At 29.1% G+C, this 19,611-nt stretch carries 21 protein-coding genes and 1 tRNA gene; 18 read left to right on the forward strand and 4 right to left on the reverse strand.

The annotated features are described in order from the left end of the window. Positions 1 to 7 precede the first annotated feature (7 nt). Positions 8 to 235, reverse strand: a complete 228-nt coding sequence (gene yedF / locus L8W56_RS03805) for a sulfurtransferase-like selenium metabolism protein YedF (protein ID WP_263659488.1) — start codon at positions 233 to 235, stop codon at positions 8 to 10. Then, positions 232 to 1,440, reverse strand: coding sequence for a selenium metabolism membrane protein YedE/FdhT (yedE, locus tag L8W56_RS03810; RefSeq protein ID WP_263659489.1), 1,209 nt, complete (start codon positions 1,438 to 1,440; stop codon positions 232 to 234). The genes yedF and yedE overlap by 4 nt, the downstream gene beginning before the upstream one ends. Before the next feature lie 155 nt (positions 1,441 to 1,595). Here yedE and L8W56_RS03815 point away from each other — a divergent pair. From L8W56_RS03815 to L8W56_RS03905, 18 genes are all read left to right on the forward strand, one after another. Then, positions 1,596 to 1,693, forward strand: a tRNA-Sec gene (locus L8W56_RS03815). Between the two features lie 26 nt (positions 1,694 to 1,719). Next, positions 1,720 to 2,970 carry an adenylosuccinate synthase gene (locus L8W56_RS03820; RefSeq protein ID WP_133319402.1) on the forward strand — a complete coding sequence of 417 codons (1,251 nt, stop codon included), beginning with the start codon at positions 1,720 to 1,722 and terminating at the stop codon, positions 2,968 to 2,970. Beyond that, positions 2,967 to 3,386, forward strand: a complete 420-nt coding sequence (locus L8W56_RS03825; protein ID WP_133319401.1) for a flagellar FliJ family protein — start codon at positions 2,967 to 2,969, stop codon at positions 3,384 to 3,386. The genes L8W56_RS03820 and L8W56_RS03825 overlap by 4 nt, the downstream gene beginning before the upstream one ends. Next, on the forward strand, positions 3,383 to 3,901 hold the full coding sequence (locus tag L8W56_RS03830; protein WP_165955271.1) for a MotE family protein: 519 nt from the start codon (positions 3,383 to 3,385) through the stop codon (positions 3,899 to 3,901). Before L8W56_RS03825 ends, L8W56_RS03830 begins: the two co-directional genes overlap by 4 nt. A 63-nt stretch (positions 3,902 to 3,964) precedes the next feature. Then, on the forward strand, positions 3,965 to 4,516 hold the full coding sequence (locus tag L8W56_RS03835; protein ID WP_133319399.1) for a DUF507 family protein: 552 nt from the start codon (positions 3,965 to 3,967) through the stop codon (positions 4,514 to 4,516). Next, the gene (gene carA / locus L8W56_RS03840) at positions 4,513 to 5,631 is read left to right on the forward strand and encodes a glutamine-hydrolyzing carbamoyl-phosphate synthase small subunit (protein ID WP_133319398.1); all 1,119 of its coding nucleotides are present in this window, start codon (positions 4,513 to 4,515) and stop codon (positions 5,629 to 5,631) included. The genes L8W56_RS03835 and carA overlap by 4 nt, the downstream gene beginning before the upstream one ends. Then, on the forward strand, positions 5,628 to 6,290 hold the full coding sequence (locus L8W56_RS03845) for a sulfite exporter TauE/SafE family protein (protein WP_133319397.1): 663 nt from the start codon (positions 5,628 to 5,630) through the stop codon (positions 6,288 to 6,290). Before carA ends, L8W56_RS03845 begins: the two co-directional genes overlap by 4 nt. Positions 6,291 to 6,398: 108 nt before the next feature. After that, positions 6,399 to 7,865 carry a cytochrome-c oxidase, cbb3-type subunit I gene (gene ccoN / locus L8W56_RS03850; protein ID WP_039617631.1) on the forward strand — a complete coding sequence of 489 codons (1,467 nt, stop codon included), beginning with the start codon at positions 6,399 to 6,401 and terminating at the stop codon, positions 7,863 to 7,865. Between the two features lie 11 nt (positions 7,866 to 7,876). Further along, a complete protein-coding gene (gene ccoO / locus L8W56_RS03855) occupies positions 7,877 to 8,542 on the forward strand; it encodes a cytochrome-c oxidase, cbb3-type subunit II (RefSeq protein WP_087700416.1) in 666 nt (221 codons plus the stop codon). A gap of 8 nt (positions 8,543 to 8,550) precedes the next feature. After that, on the forward strand, positions 8,551 to 8,754 hold the full coding sequence (locus tag L8W56_RS03860) for a cytochrome c oxidase, cbb3-type, CcoQ subunit (protein ID WP_133319395.1): 204 nt from the start codon (positions 8,551 to 8,553) through the stop codon (positions 8,752 to 8,754). After that, positions 8,754 to 9,632, forward strand: coding sequence for a cytochrome-c oxidase, cbb3-type subunit III (ccoP, locus tag L8W56_RS03865; RefSeq protein ID WP_263659490.1), 879 nt, complete (start codon positions 8,754 to 8,756; stop codon positions 9,630 to 9,632). Before L8W56_RS03860 ends, ccoP begins: the two co-directional genes overlap by 1 nt. Further along, a complete protein-coding gene (locus L8W56_RS03870) occupies positions 9,632 to 9,844 on the forward strand; it encodes a DUF4006 family protein (protein WP_133319393.1) in 213 nt (70 codons plus the stop codon). Before ccoP ends, L8W56_RS03870 begins: the two co-directional genes overlap by 1 nt. A gap of 100 nt (positions 9,845 to 9,944) precedes the next feature. After that, positions 9,945 to 10,520 carry a hypothetical protein gene (locus L8W56_RS03880; RefSeq protein ID WP_261529512.1) on the forward strand — a complete coding sequence of 192 codons (576 nt, stop codon included), beginning with the start codon at positions 9,945 to 9,947 and terminating at the stop codon, positions 10,518 to 10,520. 2 nt (positions 10,521 to 10,522) lie between these two features. Further along, on the forward strand, positions 10,523 to 11,035 hold the full coding sequence (locus tag L8W56_RS03885; RefSeq protein WP_165955270.1) for a FixH family protein: 513 nt from the start codon (positions 10,523 to 10,525) through the stop codon (positions 11,033 to 11,035). Beyond that, positions 11,035 to 13,422 carry a PD-(D/E)XK nuclease family protein gene (locus tag L8W56_RS03890; RefSeq protein ID WP_263659491.1) on the forward strand — a complete coding sequence of 796 codons (2,388 nt, stop codon included), beginning with the start codon at positions 11,035 to 11,037 and terminating at the stop codon, positions 13,420 to 13,422. Before L8W56_RS03885 ends, L8W56_RS03890 begins: the two co-directional genes overlap by 1 nt. Further along, positions 13,419 to 16,163: a RecB-like helicase gene (locus L8W56_RS03895; protein ID WP_263659492.1), complete on the forward strand. Its 2,745-nt coding sequence runs from the start codon at positions 13,419 to 13,421 to the stop codon at positions 16,161 to 16,163. Before L8W56_RS03890 ends, L8W56_RS03895 begins: the two co-directional genes overlap by 4 nt. A 9-nt stretch (positions 16,164 to 16,172) precedes the next feature. Then, positions 16,173 to 17,324, forward strand: a complete 1,152-nt coding sequence (locus L8W56_RS03900; RefSeq protein WP_263659493.1) for a nuclease-related domain-containing DEAD/DEAH box helicase — start codon at positions 16,173 to 16,175, stop codon at positions 17,322 to 17,324. Continuing rightward, positions 17,276 to 17,854 carry an AAA domain-containing protein gene (locus L8W56_RS03905; RefSeq protein WP_263659494.1) on the forward strand — a complete coding sequence of 193 codons (579 nt, stop codon included), beginning with the start codon at positions 17,276 to 17,278 and terminating at the stop codon, positions 17,852 to 17,854. Before L8W56_RS03900 ends, L8W56_RS03905 begins: the two co-directional genes overlap by 49 nt. An 84-nt stretch (positions 17,855 to 17,938) precedes the next feature. Here the strand turns inward: L8W56_RS03905 and L8W56_RS03910 are convergent, their stop codons facing one another. Both L8W56_RS03910 and L8W56_RS03915 read right to left on the reverse strand, forming a co-directional pair. Continuing rightward, the gene (locus L8W56_RS03910) at positions 17,939 to 18,688 is read right to left on the reverse strand and encodes a WG repeat-containing protein (protein WP_263659495.1); all 750 of its coding nucleotides are present in this window, start codon (positions 18,686 to 18,688) and stop codon (positions 17,939 to 17,941) included. Further along, complete coding sequence (locus L8W56_RS03915; protein ID WP_263659496.1) at positions 18,685 to 19,488, reverse strand: DnaJ domain-containing protein; 804 nt, start codon at positions 19,486 to 19,488, stop codon at positions 18,685 to 18,687. The genes L8W56_RS03910 and L8W56_RS03915 overlap by 4 nt, the downstream gene beginning before the upstream one ends. Positions 19,489 to 19,611 lie beyond the last annotated feature (123 nt).

Raw genomic sequence — 19,611 nt, forward strand, 5'->3', positions numbered from 1 at the left:
CTAATTTTTAAGGTTTTTGAATTAAAAATCTAAGCGTTGGTCCATCTTGATCTATCTCTAAAATTTCAAATCCGCGATTTTTCGTATCTTGAGGTATAGAATTAATACTTTGTGGGCAATCACATAAAATTTCTAAGACCTCACCTGATTTTAATTCTTTTAATGCATCAATGGTAGCTATAGCAGGATATGGGCATGCCTCACCTTCTAAATTTAAACTATAATGAATAATCATAATTTTCCTTTGTTGTGTTGGAAGAATAATTTTTTAAATTTTAAAACAAACAAAAATAAAATAGCAAACAAAGCTAAATTGATTAATAAGCCATTAAAATAACCAAAATCATTTAAAAGATGAATTTTTATACCATTTGTTAGTATTTTTGGGAAATGATCATAATTTAAAGCTAAGATCATAGTACCGATGATATTGGCAATACCCACTATAATAAAATGACTTTGTCCCTCGCAAGCTCTATACATCCAACCACACTCGCATCCTCCGGCAAAAACTATTCCAAATCCAAATAAAAAAGCACCTATAGCAAGGTTTGGTGATATTTCTATTACTTTACTAGTATGCCCTTGTAATATAAAAGCAAAAGCTATTAAACAAGCTATGATCATACCTATTAAAGCGCCTTTTATAGCATTGTCTCTACCAAATAAAAATAAATCTCTAAAGCAAGAAGTGAAGCAAATTTGAGCCCTAGAAATGATAAAACCAAAAACAAAACCAAATATTAACGCTAAAGGAAAAAAACTTTCTTTGTTTTTAATATCAATATTTTGTTTTTGTAGTATAAATACAACATAAGTTATAAAAATTATAAATACACCAAGTCCTATGTAAAAATATATTTTTGAAATTTTATTTTGTGTTTTTAATTTTTGATTTTCTTTGCAAACGCGTTGTAACTTTGCTTTTGGCTTAAATAAGGCAAGATTACAAACCTTAACACCTAGATAAATTCCTAAAATCATAAATAAAGTAAAAACCCAAGTATGTAAAGAAAAATAAGGTAAACCTGTAAAGAAATTTGCTAAATTACAACCAAAAGCAAGTCTTGCACCAAAGCCTGATAAAATTCCTCCTATAATAGCTTGAAAAATTCGAATTTTGCTAGCAGGCAAACGCCATTTAAATTTATTTGCTAAAAATGCAGCTACTAAGCACCCTATAAACATACCTATGAGCATGATACCATCAATTCTTGTTAAGGGACTGCCACTTAAATTTTGCTTTTGGTAGTAAGTGTAGGAGCTTAAATCCATACCAAAAAATTCTAAAATTTCTCCACCCCAGCGTGTCATTTCACCTGTAACAGCCCAAACACTACCAAAAATTCCAAAATAAATAGCACTTAAAATTCCAAGTATAATCATGCCTTTGGAGTTATCCCAAAAATTTATAAAAAAAGATTGTTTGAAAGAATGCATTGATATATCCAAAAATTGTAATTGTCAAAACTTGACACTGAAAAACAAACATTATAACTAAAAAATATAATATTTCAAAGTATTTTTACACGCTTATAATTTCATATGTTTAATTTTTGTTTCAATTAAAAATATTAAGATATAATATCATTTTTGGAAGGTTAGCTTATCTGGTGATGGCCACTGACTTCAAATCAGATGAAAGGGTAGTTGACTACTTTTTGGGGAGTTCGATTCTCTCACCTTCTCGCCAAATTTAAGTCAAAATGGAGTTTTTTTATGAGTAAAGCAGATATTGTCGTTGGTATCCAATGGGGTGATGAAGGTAAGGGTAAGATAGTTGATAAACTATGTGAAAATTATGATTATGTTTGCAGAAGTGCAGGTGGACATAATGCAGGTCACACTATATGGGTTGATGGTATAAGATATGCTTTACATTTAATGCCATCAGGTGTTTTAAATAAGCAATGTATTAATGTTATAGGTAATGGAGTTGTAGTTAATCCTGATGTATTAATTAGTGAAATGGCTCAATTTGAAAATTTAGAAGGAAGATTATTTATAAGCGATAGAGCTCATTTAAATTTAAATCATCATGCTTTGATTGATCAAGCAAGAGAAAGACTTAAAGGCGATAAAGCTATAGGAACAACAGGCAAAGGCATAGGGCCAAGCTATGAAGATAAAATAAGTCGTAATGGACATAGAGTAGGGGAATTGCTAGAGCCTGAAAAGCTTTGTGAAAATTTAATGAAAGATTTTGAACTTAAAAAAACTTATTTTGATGTTTTAGGTATTGCAATGCCTAGTTATGATGAAATTTTAAAAGATTTAAAACGCTTTAAAGAAGTGCTAGCGCCATATATTACAGATACTACAAGAATGCTTTGGAAAGCTTTAGATGAGGATAAAAAAGTATTGTTAGAAGGTGCACAAGGTTCTATGCTTGATATTGATCATGGAACTTATCCTTATGTAACTAGTTCAACGACTATTTCAGCTGGAGCTTTAAGTGGTTTGGGATTAAATCCAAAAGAAATTGGAAAAGTTATAGGCATAGTAAAAGCTTACACAACAAGAGTGGGAAATGGAGCTTTTCCAAGTGAGGATTTAGGTGAAGATGGTGAAAAAATAGGACTTATTGGTAAAGAAATCGGAGTAAGCACAGGTAGAAAAAGAAGATGTGGTTGGTTTGATGCGGTTGCGGTAAGATATACTGCAAGATTAAATGGCTTAGATACTTTATCATTAATGAAACTTGATGTATTAGATGGTTTTGAAAGTGTTAAAATCTGTAAAGCATATGAATATAAAGGACAAGAAATAGACTATGTACCTTGTGATTTAGAAAACGCTAAGCCTATTTATGAAGTAATGGAAGGTTGGGATAAAGTTGCAGGGATTAGAGATTATGATTTGCTACCTGAAAATGCTAAAAAATACATTAAGCGTTTGGAAGAATTAAGTGGCGTTAGAGTAGGTTATATCTCCACAAGTCCTGAAAGAGAAGATACTATCATTTTATGAAAAGCAAATATTCTTCTGTGATTAAGCTTAGAAAACAACAGCTTGATAAAGCAGAGGCAAATTTGACTAGAACAAGACAAAAGCTTTTGTTGTGTGAAGAAGAATTTAAAGAAGCTTTAAAAACATGCGAAAGCTTGACTTTGGCTGATAAAGGTTCGGTGGCTTTGTTAAGATCGTCTTTAAAAATGCAAGAGATTGCAAGAGAGGGTAAGCAAAGAATTAAACAAAAATTAGACCTAACTAAAAAAGAACTTGCACATCATCAACATTTATACAAAAAGGCTCATTTGGAATTTGAAAAAATTAAGGTTTTAGAAAATGAAGAATTAAAAAAAATCCAAAAAGCTTTACAAAAAGAAGAAGAAAAATTTATAGATGAACTTGCTATAACAAGACATTTTAATAAGGATAAATGATGAAAAAAATAATATTTTTATTGATTTTCTTAAATTTTGTAAATGCACAGCAAAATTGCGAGCAGTATTTTGAAGCAAGAAAAGAGCAAATGCAAGAGCAAATTAGAGAATATGATGAAGCAAGACAAAGTTTAGAGGCTTATAGAGCTTCTTTTGAAGCTTTGCAAAAAGAAAAAATGCAAGCTTTGGAGCAAAAAGAAGCTGATGTTAATGCAAGTTTAGAGCAAATAAAAAGTTTAAAAGAGCAAAATGAGCGTATATTAGAAGCGACTAAACAAAATCTTCAAGTTATTAATGATAAAACCATGGGGCGTATCACAGAAATTTATGCTAAAATGAAAGATGTGGCCGTGGCAGGTATATTAAGCGAAATGGAACCGGATGAGGCTTCAAAAATTCTACTTTCGCTAGATCCTAGAAAAATTTCATCCATTATGGCCAAGATGGATCCAAAAAAAGCTTCCGATTTAACACTACTTTTGAAAAATTTAGATCAAAATGCAAGTTCGCAGTAAGTTTTAAGCAGTTTTTACCTTTTTTTTAGTATTATTTCAAAATAAAAATAAAAAGGTGAATAAATGCGTATCAAACCAGCTCATATACCTTATATAGCAAATAAAATAATACTTGATTTAATGCATTCTTCTTTTGTTAAAATTAAAGATGATAGTCAAAAACTTTTAAAAACAGCAAAAGAAATTATAGAAATAGATGTTTTAAATGAGCGTAAACTTGATGAAAAAGCAAAAGAAATTTTAGAAAGCCAAGAAGATGAAATTGAGTTTATGCAAATAGATAGAAAAAGTATGTTTTGGATGATTAAGAAAAAACTAGCAAATGAGTTTAAATTTATGCTCGATAGTGAAGATAGATACAATAATCTTTCTCATAAAATTTTAGAAAATTTAGTGGAAGAAGATTTGATAAACTACAATGTGTCAGAAAATCGCGTGAAAAATCTCATTTTTTCAAGTATTATGTCTTATTTAAAAGAGTATGAAAATTTAGAAGATTTAGTCTATGAAAAAATTTCAAATTATAAAAGAAAACTTATTCCAGGTTCTGAAGAATATGAATTGGTATTTGAAAAGCTATATCAAGAAGAGCTTAGAAAAAAAGGACTTTTATGAAAGCATATATTTATATAGAGAATGATGTTTTTTTAAGCGCAAAGGCTTTTGGACAAAGTGGAACTTTTTTTGGAGAGCTTGTTTTTAATACTTCTTTAACGGGGTATCAAGAAATTATTTCTGATCCATCATATGCAGGTCAGTTTGTAGTATTTTCAATGCCAGAAATTGGTATAGTTGGTATTAATGATGAAGATAATGAAAGTAAAGATGTATTTGCTAGCGGAATGATTATAAGAGAATTAAATGAAGATTATTCTAATTTTAGAGCCAATGATTCTTTAAGTGCTTATTTGAAAAAGCATGAAAAAATAGGGCTTTGTGAAATTGATACTAGATTTTTAGTTAAAATGATCAGAGATCAAGGAAATTTGAGAGCGGTAATATCTACTGAAATTAAGGACAAAGAAGAGCTTAAAAAAATGCTTCTTTCTAGTGCTAAAATTGATGAAGTAAATTATGTAGCACAGGTTAGCACTAAAAGCTCTTATAAACATAGTAAAGGTGCTTGGGATCATAGCAACAAAGCTTATGAGAATGTAAAAGCAAATGGTAAAAAAGTAGCTGTGATTGATTATGGTGTAAAAGAAAATATTTTAAATGAGCTTGTAAGTGTTGGACTTGAGGTGGAGGTTTTTCCTTATAATACCAAGGCAAAAGATTTGATTGATTTATATCAAAAAGGTAAAATTCATGGTGTATTTTTATCCAATGGACCAGGTGAGCCAAAAATTTTAAAAGATGAAATCGCAGAGATTAAAAAACTAGCAGAAGCTAAAATTCCTATGCTTGGTATTTGTTTGGGACATCAACTTTTAAGTAATGCTTTTGGTTATGAAACTTATAAAATGAAATTCGGCCAACATGGAGCAAATCATCCTGTTATTAACCTTACTAATAACACAGTAGAAATTACAGCACAAAATCATAATTATAATATTCCTGAAGAAATAGCAGAGGTTGCAACTATTACTCATAGAAATTTGTTTGGTGATAATGTAGAGGGTGTGAGATATAAAAATTATCCTATTATATCGGTGCAACATCACCCAGAAAGTTCTTCAGGACCACATGAGAGCAAGTATATTTTTAAAGAATTTTTAGAGCTTTTGTGAGTTTAGATTTTATTGCTTTAGCAAGTATAGCTTTTCTTTCTAGTTTTGGGCATTGTTATGGAATGTGTGGAGGTTTTGTTTTAGCTTATACTCAGCTTTCAAAGCAAATTAAACTCCCTTTTTTTCTTTTAATTTTCTCATATCATCTATCTCGAATTTTTGCTTATGTTTGCTTGGGCATATTTTTTGGAGTTTTTGGAAGCTTGCTTTCATTTAGTGAATTTTCAAAAGGCATAATGTTTTTTATAATTGGAATTTTTATGATAACATTAGCACTTGCTTTGATTTTTAAAGGAAAATTTCTAAGTTTTTTTGAAAATTCTTTATTTTTTGAATGCGTAATTAAAAAAAACATCTCTAGATTGATTCAACAAAAATCTTTCAAGAGTACTCTTTTTTTAGGATTTTTAAATGGCTTTGTGCCTTGTGGTTTGGTGTATTTTTATATAGCCTTTGGAATGAGTGTGCAAAGTGTGTATTTATCGGCTTTAATTATGCTTGTTTTTGGTTTTTCAACTTTACCAGCATTGATATTTCTTGCGTATTTTTCTAAAACATTAAATGAAAAATTTCAAAAAATAGCTAGTTTAATTTCCTATATTTTAATTTTTTGTTATGGTGTGTATTTTTCTTATATAGGCTTTGTTTTTACGCGATAATTTATTAATAAATAATAAATAATTAGACATAGTTTAAGCTAAAAAAGATATTAAGTATCGTATAATATAAAGATCGCATAATTGCAGAAAAAAACTTAAGGAGAGGAAATGCACCCAGGAAATGCATTAAACTATGACTATACGGTTGCTAAATATTTTATGTTTGCTACCTTATTGTTTGGTGTTATTGGTATGGCTATTGGAACGCTTATTGCCTTTCAGATGGCTTATCCGGATTTAAATTATTTAGCCGGTGAGTATGGTACTTTTTCAAGACTTAGACCATTGCACACTTCAGGTGTAATTTTTGGTTTTATGCTCTCAGGAATTTGGGCTACTTGGTATTATATTGGTCAGCGTGTGCTAAAAGTTAGTATGGCAGAATCAAGCTTTTTAATGTTCATTGGTAAATTGCATTTTTGGCTTTACATGATCACTATGATTATAGCTGTTATTACTTTGTTTGCAGGTGTTAGCACTTCAAAGGAATACGCAGAGCTTGAATGGCCACTTGATATATTGGTAGTTTTAGTTTGGGTTTTATGGGGTGTAAGTATTTTTGGGCTTATTGGAATTCGCCGTGAAAAAACTTTATATGTTTCACTTTGGTATTATATAGCTACTTTCCTAGGTATAGCAATGCTTTATTTATTTAACAATATGGCTGTGCCTACTTATTTTGTGAGTGGAATGGGCGATTGGTGGCATAGTGTTTCTATGTATGCAGGGACAAACGATGCATTAGTTCAATGGTGGTATGGGCACAATGCAGTTGCATTTGTATTCACTGTTGGTATCATCGCTCAAATTTATTATTTTCTACCAAAAGAAAGTGGACAACCAATTTTCTCATACAAATTATCTTTATTTGCATTTTGGGGCTTAATGTTTGTTTATTTATGGGCAGGTGGACACCACTTGATTTATTCTACAGTGCCTGATTGGATGCAAACTATGGGTTCAGTTTTTTCAATCGTTCTTATTTTACCTTCTTGGGGTTCAGCAATTAATATCTTACTTACTATGAAAGGTGAGTGGAGTCAATTAAGAGAAAGCCCATTAATCAAATTTATGATTTTAGCTTCAACTTTTTATATGTTCTCAACTTTGGAAGGTCCTATTCTTTCTATTAAATCAGTTAATGCATTAGCACACTTTACAGATTGGATTCCAGGACATGTTCATGATGGTACTTTAGGTTGGGTTGGCTTTATGACTATGGCTGCGCTTTATCACATGGTGCCTAGAATGTTTAAAAGAGAATTATATAGTAAATCGCTAATGGAAGCTCAATTTTGGATCCAAACTACAGGTATAGTATTGTACTTTAGTTCTATGTGGATAGCAGGTATTACTCAAGGCATGATGTGGAGAGCTACAGATGAGTATGGTAACTTACTTTATACTTTCATTGATACTGTTGAAGCTATTATTCCTTATTATTGGATTAGAGCTGTAGGTGGCTTGTTGTACTTAGTAGGATTTTTCATGTTTGTTTATAATATTTATAAATCAATTTCAGTGGGTAGAGTGCTTGATAAAGAGCCAAAAAGTGCTTCACCTATGGCAGCATAAGGAGGAAAAATATGTTTAGTTGGTTAGAAAAAAATCCATTCTTTTTTGCTGTGGCAGTATTTATAGTGATCGCATATGCAGGTATTGTGGAAGTTTTACCTGATTTTGCTCAAAATGCAAGACCAATTGAAGGTAAAAAGCCTTATACGGTTTTACAACTTGCAGGACGCCATGCTTATATTAAAGAAAGTTGCAATGCGTGTCATTCACAACTTATTCGTCCTTTTAAATCAGAAACAGATCGTTATGGTATGTATTCAGTTAGTGGTGAATATGCTTATGATAGACCATTTTTATGGGGTTCAAAAAGAACTGGACCTGATTTATTGCGTATAGGTAATTTTAGAACTACAGATTGGCATGAAAATCACATGTGGGATCCAGTTTCAGTTGTTCCTGGTTCTATTATGCCAGCTTACAAACATATGTTTAGCAATAATGCAAATATAGAAACAGCTTATGCAGAAGCACTAACTGTAAAAAAAGTTTTCAATGTTCCTTATGATGTTGAAAATGGTACAAAACTTGGTACTTGGGAAGAAGCTCAAGCAGAAGTTAAAGCAGAAGCCCAAGCTATAGTAGATCAAATGAAAAATCAAGATGTTAAAGATGCGTTTGCTAGAGGTGAAATTAGAGAAATTGTCGCTTTGATTGCGTATCTTAATAGCTTGAAATAGGAAAAACTATGGATTTAGAACTAATAAGAGAGTTGCAAGCTTATGGCTTTTTTGCCCTTGTAGTATTCTTAGTGGTAGTTTTGTATTCTTATTGGTTTCATTTGTATAGATCTGAAAAAACAGGTAGAAGAAACTATGAAAAATATGCTGATTTAGCATTACATGATGAAATTGGCGATCGTGTTTTAGAGCAAAATAAAAGGAGTGCTTAATGCAATGGTTGAACTTACAAGATAATGTTAATTTATTATCTTTTATTGGAGCAATTCTTATCATATTGATTACGCTTGTTGTGGTAGGAAAATTGTTTAAAAGTATGAAAGAAGAAAAAAGTCAGGGTGAGCTAAGCGAACATAGTTGGGATGGTATAGGTGAATATAAAAATCCTATACCACTTGGCTGGGCTGTGGTATTTTTCTTAGCTATAGTATGGTGTATATGGTATTTTCTTTGGGGGTATCCTTTAAATAGTTATTCTCAAATTGGTCAATATAATAAAGAAGTGCAAGCGCATAATGAGAAATTTGCACAAAAATTTGCAAATTTAAACAATGAAGATAAGCAAGAAATGGGTAAAAATATCTTTTTAGTTCAATGCTCTTCTTGTCATGGTATTACAGGTGATGGTATCAATGGAAAAGCTCAAAATCTTAATGTTTGGGGTTCAGAAGAGGGACTTATAGAAGTAATTACTAAAGGTTCTAAGGGCTTAAATTATCCTATGGGTGAGATGTTAAGTGCAGCAGATAATGGTATAGATGAAGCTGATATTCCTGCAATTGCCGCTTATGTTGCTTCTGAAATTTCAGCAATTAAAAAAACTGAAAATCCTCAACTTGTGGCAAAAGGAAAAGAATTATTTGTCACTTGTACAGTATGCCATGGTGAAGATGGAAAAGGAACTATTGATGGTCAATTAGTGGCTCCAGATTTAACAAAATATGGTAGTGCAGAATTTGTAGTAGATGTTTTAAATCGTGGTAAAGCAGGTAGTATAGGTGTAATGCCTCATTTTAACAATGGCTTGTTAAATGAGCTTCAAAAAGAAGCGGTCGGCGAATATGTGATTTCTCTTTCAAGGGGCGAATAATGGAAAATTCAAACAGATGTGTATTTTCACTTTCAGGCGTTAGCGGAATGTTAATAGCAACTATTTTATTATTATCGATTTTAGCAGGATTAACTATTTTGGGTCTAAAAACACAACAAGATGTTATGCAAAAACCTTATAAAATAGAAAATGCAGAACAAATTAAAATGTTTGACTCTAAAAGAGAAGAACATATCATTATAAAGGAATGATTATGGCAAAAGTTCTTGAGTATTTAATCATAGCAGGTTTAGTTGTAGCGGCTGGAATCACTGCTTGGTCGGTTTTAACTGCAAATCATCTTTTTATAGGATGAAAAATATATTTAAAGGCGGTTTTTTAGCCGCCATTTTTATTTGTTTTGCTAATTTTTTACATGCTGAAATATTATTAAATGATAATATCTTAAACACTGCGATAGAACAAAATATCACTACAAGTTCTAGACAAATTTATGAATTAACTGGAGTAAATATCGCTTTAGCATTAAGTGATAAAAAAGATTTTGAAAGTTTAAAAAATTATGAAGCTAATTTAAGTAAGCCATATATTTTACTTGTATTTTCTAAAGCTTCACATAAGGTAGATATACTTGCAAGCGATGATGCTTTGGCTTTTTTTGATAAAGAAGGTGTTTTGAGTCCTTATCCTGAAAAAGGAACAATTTTACCTATACTTGCAAATCCTAAACAAAAAGATATTTATAATGCAGCTATTTTAAATGGTTATGCAGATATAGCCGATCAAGTAGCAAATTATTTTAATATAAAACCTTTTTATGGAAATTCAAATCGTGATACTTTAAATATCATGAGAATTTTAATCTATGGATTTTTATGTGTTGCAATTTTAATGCTAGTTCAAAGAAAAATCAAAAGGAGAAAATAAAAATGGAAAATAAGAAAACATTTTGGCCTTATGGTATTTTGATTTCTTTGGGGCTTATTGTTATAGCTTGTATTGTTACGATTTTTATTGCAAGTAAGGCTCCTGTGTATGAAGATAATTTTTATTTTGATTCTTATCAAAATGTAGAGTTAAATTATAATGAAATTCAAAACAGACAAAAGACTTTTGATGAAAATTTTAAGCTAAGCATTAAAGACAAAGAAAGCTTTATGCATAAGAAAAATCAAGTTTATTATATCAATGAAGGACAAAATGAGCTTAGGATTGCAATTGAAAATTTAAAAGATTATGACTTGAGTAAGCTTCAAATCCAAACTTTACTTTCGCGTCCACATACAAATGTAAATGATGAGAATTTGCAAGTAAGATTAGAAGGAAGTGATTTGGTGTTTGATTTTAATATCAAAGAAAAAGGTGTTTGGCAAATACTTTTAAAAATCACTCAAGATGAAAATAGTGTAGGATTTTTTAAATTCTTTTTGCAGACTAAATAATGAAACTTTTTGTATTTAGCTCACTAAGAGCTTTAAGAAAGTATTATGAGAAAAAACTACAGGTTGATAGTTTAGTAGAACCGGCTATGAGTATAGCCGAATTTATACAAAAGTTAGTTTTTTCTCCGCATTTTCAAGCAACACACTATGAGTGTTTACTTTTGATGAAAAAGGCTTGTGAGCAAACTAAAAATTTAGAGCAAAGCTTAAAAATACCGAGTAATTTTTTTGCTTTCTTAAAAAATAATGCTTATTTATTTAGTTTCTTTAAAGAGCTTAGTTTGGAAAAAAAAGATATCAACTCATTAAAATTTCATGATGCTTACGCTCAGTATGATGAACATTTGCAAATTTTAGAAGAACTTTTTAAAAATTATCTTACCTTGTTAAAAGAGCAAAATCTATATGATGATATTTCTTTGCCGCTAGATTATGAAATTAATAGTGATTTTTTAAAAAATTATGATGAGATTATTTTTGATTTTCAAGGTTTTTTAAATGCCTTTGAAGTAGAGCTTTTGTTAAAAGTTAAGGAAATACTTCCTCTTAAAGTGCAGTTTAATTGCACTAAATTTAATAAAGATTTTTTAAATACTCTTAGCTTTTTACAAGGACTTTCTCTTAAGGCAAATTATGCTTATTTGTTTGATTTAAATCAAAAAACAATTTTAAAAGAAGAGTGCTTTTTTAAAGAAAGTAAAATTAGTTATAAAAGTTTTCATTTAAGATCTTTACAAGCTGCTTTTGTTTTTGAAAAAATTAATTCTTTTTTAAAATCCGGTATAAGCGCAAAAGATATTGTAGTGATTACACCTGATGAGAATTTTGTAGATATTTTAAGACTTTATGATAAAAACAATGTTTTAAATTATGCAAGTGGAGAAAGTATTAAAAATACACTTTTTTATCACAGATTAAAGTCTTTGTATGAAAGTGCTAAAGATGATGAGTTTGAGTATGAAGAAGATGAAGAATTTTATGAAAGGTGTAATTTAAACAAACATTTGTGTAATTTACATTTTTTTTCTTCTAGTGTTGATTTTACAGAGTTTAAAAAGTTTTTTGATGAAAATATTTCTTTTGATTTTTTTGAGAATTTTATTTTTAATTTGCTAGAAGATAGTGATGAGGAATTAAAAAATTATATACATCAAGAGCTTATTTTTATCAAAGAGCTTGTAAAAACACACGAGTTAAGCTTTGTGCAAATTTTAGAATTATTTTTCATGCAAATTGATGGTATAAAATTAAGCAGTGTTGGTGGTGGTGAAGTTACTGTAATGGGGCTTTTAGAAAGTAGGGGACTTAGATATGACGGGGTGATTATAGTCGATTTTAATGATGAGTTTATCCCAAAAAGAGTTTCAAGTGAGTTATTTTTAAACAATGAAATTCGCAAAAAAGCAGGACTTATCACTCATGCTCAAAGAGAAAATTTACAAAGACATTATTATTATACTTTAATAGCCAAGGCAAAATTAGTTGGAATTTCTTATGTGGAAAATGAAGAAAAAATCAAATCAAGATTTTTAAACGAACTTGAACTTCCATTTTATGAAGACAAGACTTATAGTAATAATGCTTATGTGAAATATTTTCAAACTTATCCATGTACTTTTAATCTTGAGCCTATTGTAAATATTAAAGCAAAGCACGATTATTTTCAAAACGATCTTTCTTTTTCAAGATTTCATCTTCTTGTGCATTATGGTTTGGATTATTATTATAAATATGTTTTAAGATTAAAAGAGCCAAAGACTTTAGACGATACACTTAGAGCAAATGAGTTGGGGAGTTTTATCCATAAGGCTTTAGAACTTTATTATACACAAAAATCTAAAAATCATTTTGATTATGAAGTTTTTATGCAAGTGGTAAAAAGCATTAAACAATACCGAGTTGATGCGCTAAATTTAGCTTTAATACAAACTATATTTAAAGAATTCCAAACACTTGAAAATGAGCATTTTAAGCAAGGTTATGTGGTAGAAAAATGTGAATTTAATCCACCAAGAAAAGAATTTATTGCAGAAAATGGAGTGAAAATTCACGCCATAGGCTTTTTAGATAGAGTAGATAATAATGGTAATGAAAGATTGATTATAGATTATAAAAGTGGTAAGGCAGATGAAAAATCTTATCAACTTGCTTTTTATAAGTTTTTATTAGAAAATCAAAATACCTTATTAAATACAAAAGCTTGCTTTTATGATCTAAAAAATATCAAAATCATACATGAAAATGCTAAAAGTAAGAGCGTACAAGAACTTAAAGATTTGCTTAATGAGCTTGCTAAAGAACCTTTGGAAAAAGAATTTTTTAATCAAAAAAACGACAATACTTACAGCCCTTATACCATGCTTTATAAAAAGGAGTTTAAGCTTTGAGTTATCATTTTGAGCCTTTTTTAGCTTTGGAAGCTAGCGCAGGAAGTGGAAAAACTTTTGCATTAAGTGTGCGTTTTGTAGCTTTGGTTTTAATGGGAGCTAAGATTAATGAAATTTTAGCCCTTACTTTTACTAATAAAGCTACAAGCGAAATGAAAGAAAGAGTTTTTAAAACCTTTTTAGAATTTGATGTGCTTGAAAATGGGGAGAATAAAGCAGAGTGTAATGAGCTTATGAAAATGCTAGGTAAAAGCAAAGATGAGCTTATAGCTTTAAGAGAAAAATACAAAGATGAGTTTTTAAGATCTAAGCTTAATATCTACACTTTTGACAGCTTTTTTTCACAAATCATTCGTTCTTTTGCTTTAAATTTAGGTCTTATGAGTGATTTTGACATTATAGAAAGTCAAGATAGTTATAAAAATTTCATTTCTAAATTAGACGAAGAAGAATTAAGAGCTTTAGCTTATTACATTGTCCAAACAAAAAGTAAAAGTGATTTTTTGCAAAATCTTGAAAGCTTGTATGAAAGATCTTGTGAAATAAAATCTATACAAAATGCACATTTTCCAAATAAAACTTTTTTAGAAAAAAGCTTAAGTGAGTTTATAGCTTATGCAAGAAATTTAAGCACAGATAAAAACTATCAAAAAAATTTCGAATTTGAAAACATAGAAGATTTCTTTACTAAACCTATTATTTGTGATTTAGATAAAAAATATTTTGTAAAAGTCATCGATAGTGAATTTTTACAAAAAAGAGCAGAGTTTTTACAAAGCGCAAAAGAGTATTTTACTCAAATGGAAAATTATCGCATTAGTATGCTTGCAAAGCTTTTGAAGCATTTTAAAGAAGCAAGAAATGAAAATAATGCCAAGCAAAATGCACTGACTTTTTCAGATATAGCTTTAAAAACTCATGAGTTAATTAGTGATGAAACTAATAAAGATTTGATTTATTTTAGACTTGATGGTTATATTTCGCATTTATTAATTGATGAATTTCAAGATACTAATGTTTTGCAGTATCAAATTTTAAAACCTATTATCGCTGAACTTGTTTCAGGTGAGGGAGTGAAAAAAAACAGAAGCTTTTTTTATGTGGGGGATAAAAAGCAAAGCATATATGGTTTTAGAGGGGGCAAAAAAGAGCTTTTTGATAAACTTTTAAAAGATTTTCCACAAATTAAATTAGAGCATTTAGATACTAATTATCGTAGTAAAAAGATCATTGTTGATTATGTAAATGAAGTCTTTAAAGATAAATTTTTTGATAGCTTTTTAAATCCTAGCTTTACTTTGCAAAAAAGCATTAAAGAAGGTGGATATGTGGAAGTTTTGCAAAATCATATCCTACCAAAAAGTTCTTTGCATGAAGCAAGTGGCAAAGAAGTTTTAAAGATCATCCAAAAGCTTTTAGAAAAAGGCGTAAAGCTTAGTGAAATTTGCATTTTGGTATGGATTAACAAAGATGCTACTTTAATGAAAGAATTTCTTGAAGAAAATGACATTAAAGCATATACGCAAAGCAATGTAGCTTTGATGGATTGTATTAGCGTAAGAGTGCTTTTTGAGTATGCAAAGGCTTGTGTGCTTAAAGATGAGTTTAGTTTGTACTTTGCAAGTAGTATTTTAGAAAAAGAGCTTGAGTTTATAACGCTTGATTTAAACCGCAGTGTAGGTGAGATTTTAAAATACCTAGTACATGTTTTAAAACTTGATTTAAGCGATGTTAATCTCATCGCATATTTAGAGTATGCAAGTACTTTTGATAATTTCTTTAATTTTTTATTTGCTCCATGTGAGTTAAAGTCTTTACAAGCTCAAGATGATGGAGTAAGCATTATGACCGTGCATAAATCTAAGGGGCTTGAATTTGAAAATTTAATCGTACTTGATAGACTTAGTAAAAAAGCTCCGGATAATGAAACTTTAATGTTTGAGTATGATTTAGAGCAAGGTTGGGAAGTAAAATACAGACATAGCGCTAGAAAATATCTTGAAGATCAAAATTACAATACCTTTTTAGCTAAAAGAGAAAAACTTCAAGCAGAAGATGAGATAAATTGTCTATATGTAGCCCTTACTAGAGCTAAAAACTCTCTTTTTATCATAAAAAATGATGAGAGTTTTAAAACCTTTAAGAGCTATTTTCAAGACTATGAAGAAAAACAAATAGGCATTATAGAAGAACAGCTTGTCAAAACAAATGAGCCTTTAGAAAATTTAGAACAAATAGAAAACTTTGAAGAATTTCAAAAGGTAAATTTGCAAGAAGTTAAAGTAAAAAGTCATCTTTCAAGCACGCAAATACATTTTGGTTTGGCTTTGCATGAGTTTTTGCAATATTTTGATTTTAATACTAAAAGTAATTTTGAATTTTGCAAGCAAATGGTGTATAAAAAATATCGTTTTTACTTAGATGATGAAGGTTTTAATGAGCTTTTTAAAAGACTTACTATGCTTTTAAAAGATGAGAGCTTTAACGCGCTTTTAGTGGGTAAAAAGCTACTAAAAGAGCAAATCATCACTTATAAAGGCGAACAAAAACAACTTGATATGCTTGCATTTGATGATAATGAAGCTATCATTATAGACTATAAAACAGGCTTAAATTTAAACGAACATAAAAAGCAAGTTTTACTTTATAAAGAAGCCATAGAAAAAATCTTAGCCAAGACTTCCACTAAGGCTTTTTTGGTATATGTTTTAAAGGATAAAGTGGAGATAGCGGAGGTTTAAGGAAATCGTATGAGATGTTTTATTGTAAATTCAAATTATAAATCTACTGATGGTGAAAAATTTTTAATTAAATATTTAAATGATAATTTACCAGAGGATTATGAAATTTATGTCCAACCTAATTTGAATGGAAATAGACCTGATATTATTCTTTTTCACGAGCATAAAGGTGTATTTATTATCGAAATTAAAGATTGGAAATTAGAAAGATTTGAAAAAGATAGTAAAAAGAATAAATATTATAAATATACCAATGGTGGACGTTCTGAAATAGCTAATCCAAATTCTCAGCTTAGAAGATATAAAACTCAATTTAATTATTTTAAGCAACTTCCTGCTATTTGTATTCATTATTTTTATAATAGCTACACCCAAGATGTCATTGACTTTATAGGGGAAAGAGGTATTGAAATTTTTGGATGTGATAAAAAATATAACTTAATTAAATTTATAATAAATTATCCAAATAGCTTTATAAAATCACCAAACGAAATAAGAGATTTTTTACTTCCAAAAAAACACAAAAAAGAAAATGGAGAATATATAAATTTAACACAACAACAAAAAAGACTTATAGAACATATTCCAAAAACATGGAGAAGATTAAAAGGGGTTGCAGGGAGTGGAAAAACCCTGGTTGTTGCACAAAAAGCGGTAAATATAGCAATAGCTAACAAAAAAGTATTAATTATTTGTTTTAATAGAACATTAAAAAGATATATAAGAGACCAAATAAATAAAACATGCAAAGATTTTGAATGGAAATTTATAGAATATAATCATTTTCATGAATTTATTAAATTATATGTAGAAGAAAATGGATTAGAAGTAAAAAAATATGGCAATAATTTTGATTTATATGAATGTGCTTTAATAGAGCAGGTTTTAAAACTTCAAGAAAAAAAATCAAATTCGAAAAATAGAAAATACGATGCAATATTAATAGATGAAGCACAAGATTTTAAAAAAGAGTGGTTTGATATTTTGCTTTATTTTTTAGATGAAAATAGTGAAGTTTTATTAGCAGCTGATGATAGACAAAATTTATATAACAGAAGTGTATCATGGATTGAAGAAAGTATGGGTGGATATAAATACAAATTTAAAGGTGCTTGGGGTGTTTTAAAAGAAGTGAAAAGATCTACCCGTTTGCCAAGTTAATTCACAAGACTAATCTATTTTTTGAAACATTCTTAAAGGATTATTTAGAAAATCATCCTGATAAGAACTTTGGTAATTTTTTAAATTCAGAAATTATCATAAATGAAAATACTTTAGATTTGTATTCGTTGGTTTGGGAGAATATTGAAGAAAAAGATCTGTATGATAAAATTTTATATTATTGTAGGTTTTTCATAAATGAGAAATATAAACTAAAAGATATAAGCATTTTAGTACCCAATAAAAATATAGGGCATAGCATGATGTGTTTTTTAGTTAAAAACAATATAAACATTGAACATATGTTTGATAATAAAGATGATTTCTCGTTAGAAAGTGATGCTGTGACAATATCTACCATAAACAGTTTTAAAGGTATGGAAAACAAAGTAATTATTTATGTTAGTGAAAATAAAAGTAGTATTTGTAATGACTTTAGAACCTATGTTGCATTAACAAGAGCCAAAGAAGCTTTAGTGGTGTTAAATAACAATAAAAAATATTTAGAATATTCTAAAGAATGGATGTAGCATAATTTACAGCCATTCTCAATTGTTTTAAATTTCTAAAGTTTTGCTATATTATTTTTTATTTTTCAACCCTAGTATGATAATTTAATCTTTTATAATATTACCTTTTTTGTCAATATATACCCATTTTCCGTTTAAGTTAACTTCCGCTAATCCTTCTCTAAAATCCAGTTTTACATTATCAAATGTAGGTTCTATTGCAATTTTTCCACTTGTATCAATAAAACCCCACTTACCATTCAGTTTAACACCAGCCAAACCTTCATTAAAACCCCACGTATAATCAAATGCATTTTCAACTAAAATTTTATTATTTTCATTGACTAAATTCCATTGATTATTATCTTTGATAGCTCTTAGATCCTTATGTTTGTGTATATAAGCACCTATACAAGCTTTACTATCTCCCTTATCACATTTTTCTTTGTAGATAGCTTGGAGTATTTTACAACTTGCTTCATCGCTGTGGCATTTACTTTCAAGTTTGCTTGTGTAAATTCGGCTGTATTTTCCACCGTAAAAATACTGATACACACTTGCTAAGGCTATCAAAATCAAAATCATCACACTAGCTATGATTTTACTTTTGTGTTTTATGATGAATTCTTTTCTTTGTTTGAGTTTCTTTTCTCTTTCTTCTTGGGCTATTTTTATCTCTTCTTCGATTTTCTTCTTTCTTTCTTCTTCTAATCTTTTTAATTCTTCTTGTCTTTGTCTTTCTTTTTCTAGTTTTTCTTTTGCTTGTGGATCGTATAGTTCATTACTTCCACATCCTTTACAAAATTTAGCTACATCTAAATTTTTCATATTGCAATGTTTGCAAATAAGCATCATTCACCCCTTGCTTGTTTTATGATTTCATAGGCTAGGTTGATCTTTTTCATCATCTCTTGAGCTATCTTTAAAAGTTCAGGTGGAAGCTCTTTAGAATGAAGATTATCATAGTGGTATTCTTTAGCTAGTTTTCTATAATTTTTCTTTATACTTTCAAAATCATCATTTGGATGAGAATTTAAAATTTCATAGGCTTGTTCTAGGGTGATTTTTATTTCATCTTGGTGTTTTTCTTGTTTTTGCTGAGTGTTTTCATGTGTGAAATTATAAATTTGCTCATATCTTATTTTTATTTCCCTAAAGCTTATGAGGTTTAATCCAAGTCCTATGATGATATTTTCTATTAAGGTGTTTTCATTTGCACTCATTTGTTTATCATAATATATTAGATCAAGCAATAAACATATAAGAAAATCTGCTTCTTTCTTGCTTATGCGTATATTAGAGCAAAGCTCACTAATGCTTCTGCCTTGACTTTTCTCATACTCAAAAATACTTGCATAAGTATTTCTAAAGCCACTATACTCTTTAGTATAAAACATTTCTATCTTATCAAGCAAAGAAGATATAAATTTAGATAAATCTTGAGTAATGATTTTATTATCTACTTTGGCAACTTTTGCTAAAAAAGCAACCATGATAGCAGGATTTTTACTATAAATAAAATCAAATTTTTGTCTTGCAGCATGGTATAATTCTTTTCCGCAAAATATACAAAATTTAGCGTCTTTATCAGGATTAAATTCTGAGCAATGCTTACAAATTCTATATTCTTGAACTTTAAATTTTAAAGAAAACAAAATAAAACCTTATTTTTAATACAATAGAAAGTTATTTTATAAAGAACTTACTTAAAAAGTACTATTTTACTTTTATCTGCAAGAATTAATCAAAATATTTAAACTTTAAGTATTCTTAAATTA

Source organism: Campylobacter sp. IFREMER_LSEM_CL1085 (assembly GCF_025772235.1).
In the GTDB taxonomy this organism is placed as follows: domain Bacteria; phylum Campylobacterota; class Campylobacteria; order Campylobacterales; family Campylobacteraceae; genus Campylobacter_D; species Campylobacter_D lari_D.

What these genes read in the sequence shown, in the direction of transcription:
- carA (WP_133319398.1), top strand. Translation starts at nt 4,513, where the DNA reads ATGAAAGCATATATTTATATAGAGAATGATGTTTTTTTAAGCGCAAAG.
- yedF (WP_263659488.1), bottom strand. Translation starts at nt 235, where the DNA reads ATGATTATTCATTATAGTTTAAATTTAGAAGGTGAGGCATGCCCATAT.
- L8W56_RS03870 (WP_133319393.1), top strand. Translation starts at nt 9,632, where the DNA reads ATGGAAAATTCAAACAGATGTGTATTTTCACTTTCAGGCGTTAGCGGA.
- yedE (WP_263659489.1), bottom strand. Translation starts at nt 1,440, where the DNA reads ATGCATTCTTTCAAACAATCTTTTTTTATAAATTTTTGGGATAACTCC.
- L8W56_RS03835 (WP_133319399.1), top strand. Translation starts at nt 3,965, where the DNA reads ATGCGTATCAAACCAGCTCATATACCTTATATAGCAAATAAAATAATA.
- L8W56_RS03910 (WP_263659495.1), bottom strand. Translation starts at nt 18,688, where the DNA reads ATGATGCTTATTTGCAAACATTGCAATATGAAAAATTTAGATGTAGCT.
- L8W56_RS03820 (WP_133319402.1), top strand. Translation starts at nt 1,720, where the DNA reads ATGAGTAAAGCAGATATTGTCGTTGGTATCCAATGGGGTGATGAAGGT.
- L8W56_RS03885 (WP_165955270.1), top strand. Translation starts at nt 10,523, where the DNA reads ATGGAAAATAAGAAAACATTTTGGCCTTATGGTATTTTGATTTCTTTG.
- L8W56_RS03825 (WP_133319401.1), top strand. Translation starts at nt 2,967, where the DNA reads ATGAAAAGCAAATATTCTTCTGTGATTAAGCTTAGAAAACAACAGCTT.
- L8W56_RS03860 (WP_133319395.1), top strand. Translation starts at nt 8,551, where the DNA reads ATGGATTTAGAACTAATAAGAGAGTTGCAAGCTTATGGCTTTTTTGCC.
- L8W56_RS03830 (WP_165955271.1), top strand. Translation starts at nt 3,383, where the DNA reads ATGATGAAAAAAATAATATTTTTATTGATTTTCTTAAATTTTGTAAAT.
- ccoP (WP_263659490.1), top strand. Translation starts at nt 8,754, where the DNA reads ATGCAATGGTTGAACTTACAAGATAATGTTAATTTATTATCTTTTATT.
- ccoO (WP_087700416.1), top strand. Translation starts at nt 7,877, where the DNA reads ATGTTTAGTTGGTTAGAAAAAAATCCATTCTTTTTTGCTGTGGCAGTA.
- L8W56_RS03900 (WP_263659493.1), top strand. Translation starts at nt 16,173, where the DNA reads ATGAGATGTTTTATTGTAAATTCAAATTATAAATCTACTGATGGTGAA.
- L8W56_RS03890 (WP_263659491.1), top strand. Translation starts at nt 11,035, where the DNA reads ATGAAACTTTTTGTATTTAGCTCACTAAGAGCTTTAAGAAAGTATTAT.
- L8W56_RS03880 (WP_261529512.1), top strand. Translation starts at nt 9,945, where the DNA reads ATGAAAAATATATTTAAAGGCGGTTTTTTAGCCGCCATTTTTATTTGT.
- ccoN (WP_039617631.1), top strand. Translation starts at nt 6,399, where the DNA reads ATGCACCCAGGAAATGCATTAAACTATGACTATACGGTTGCTAAATAT.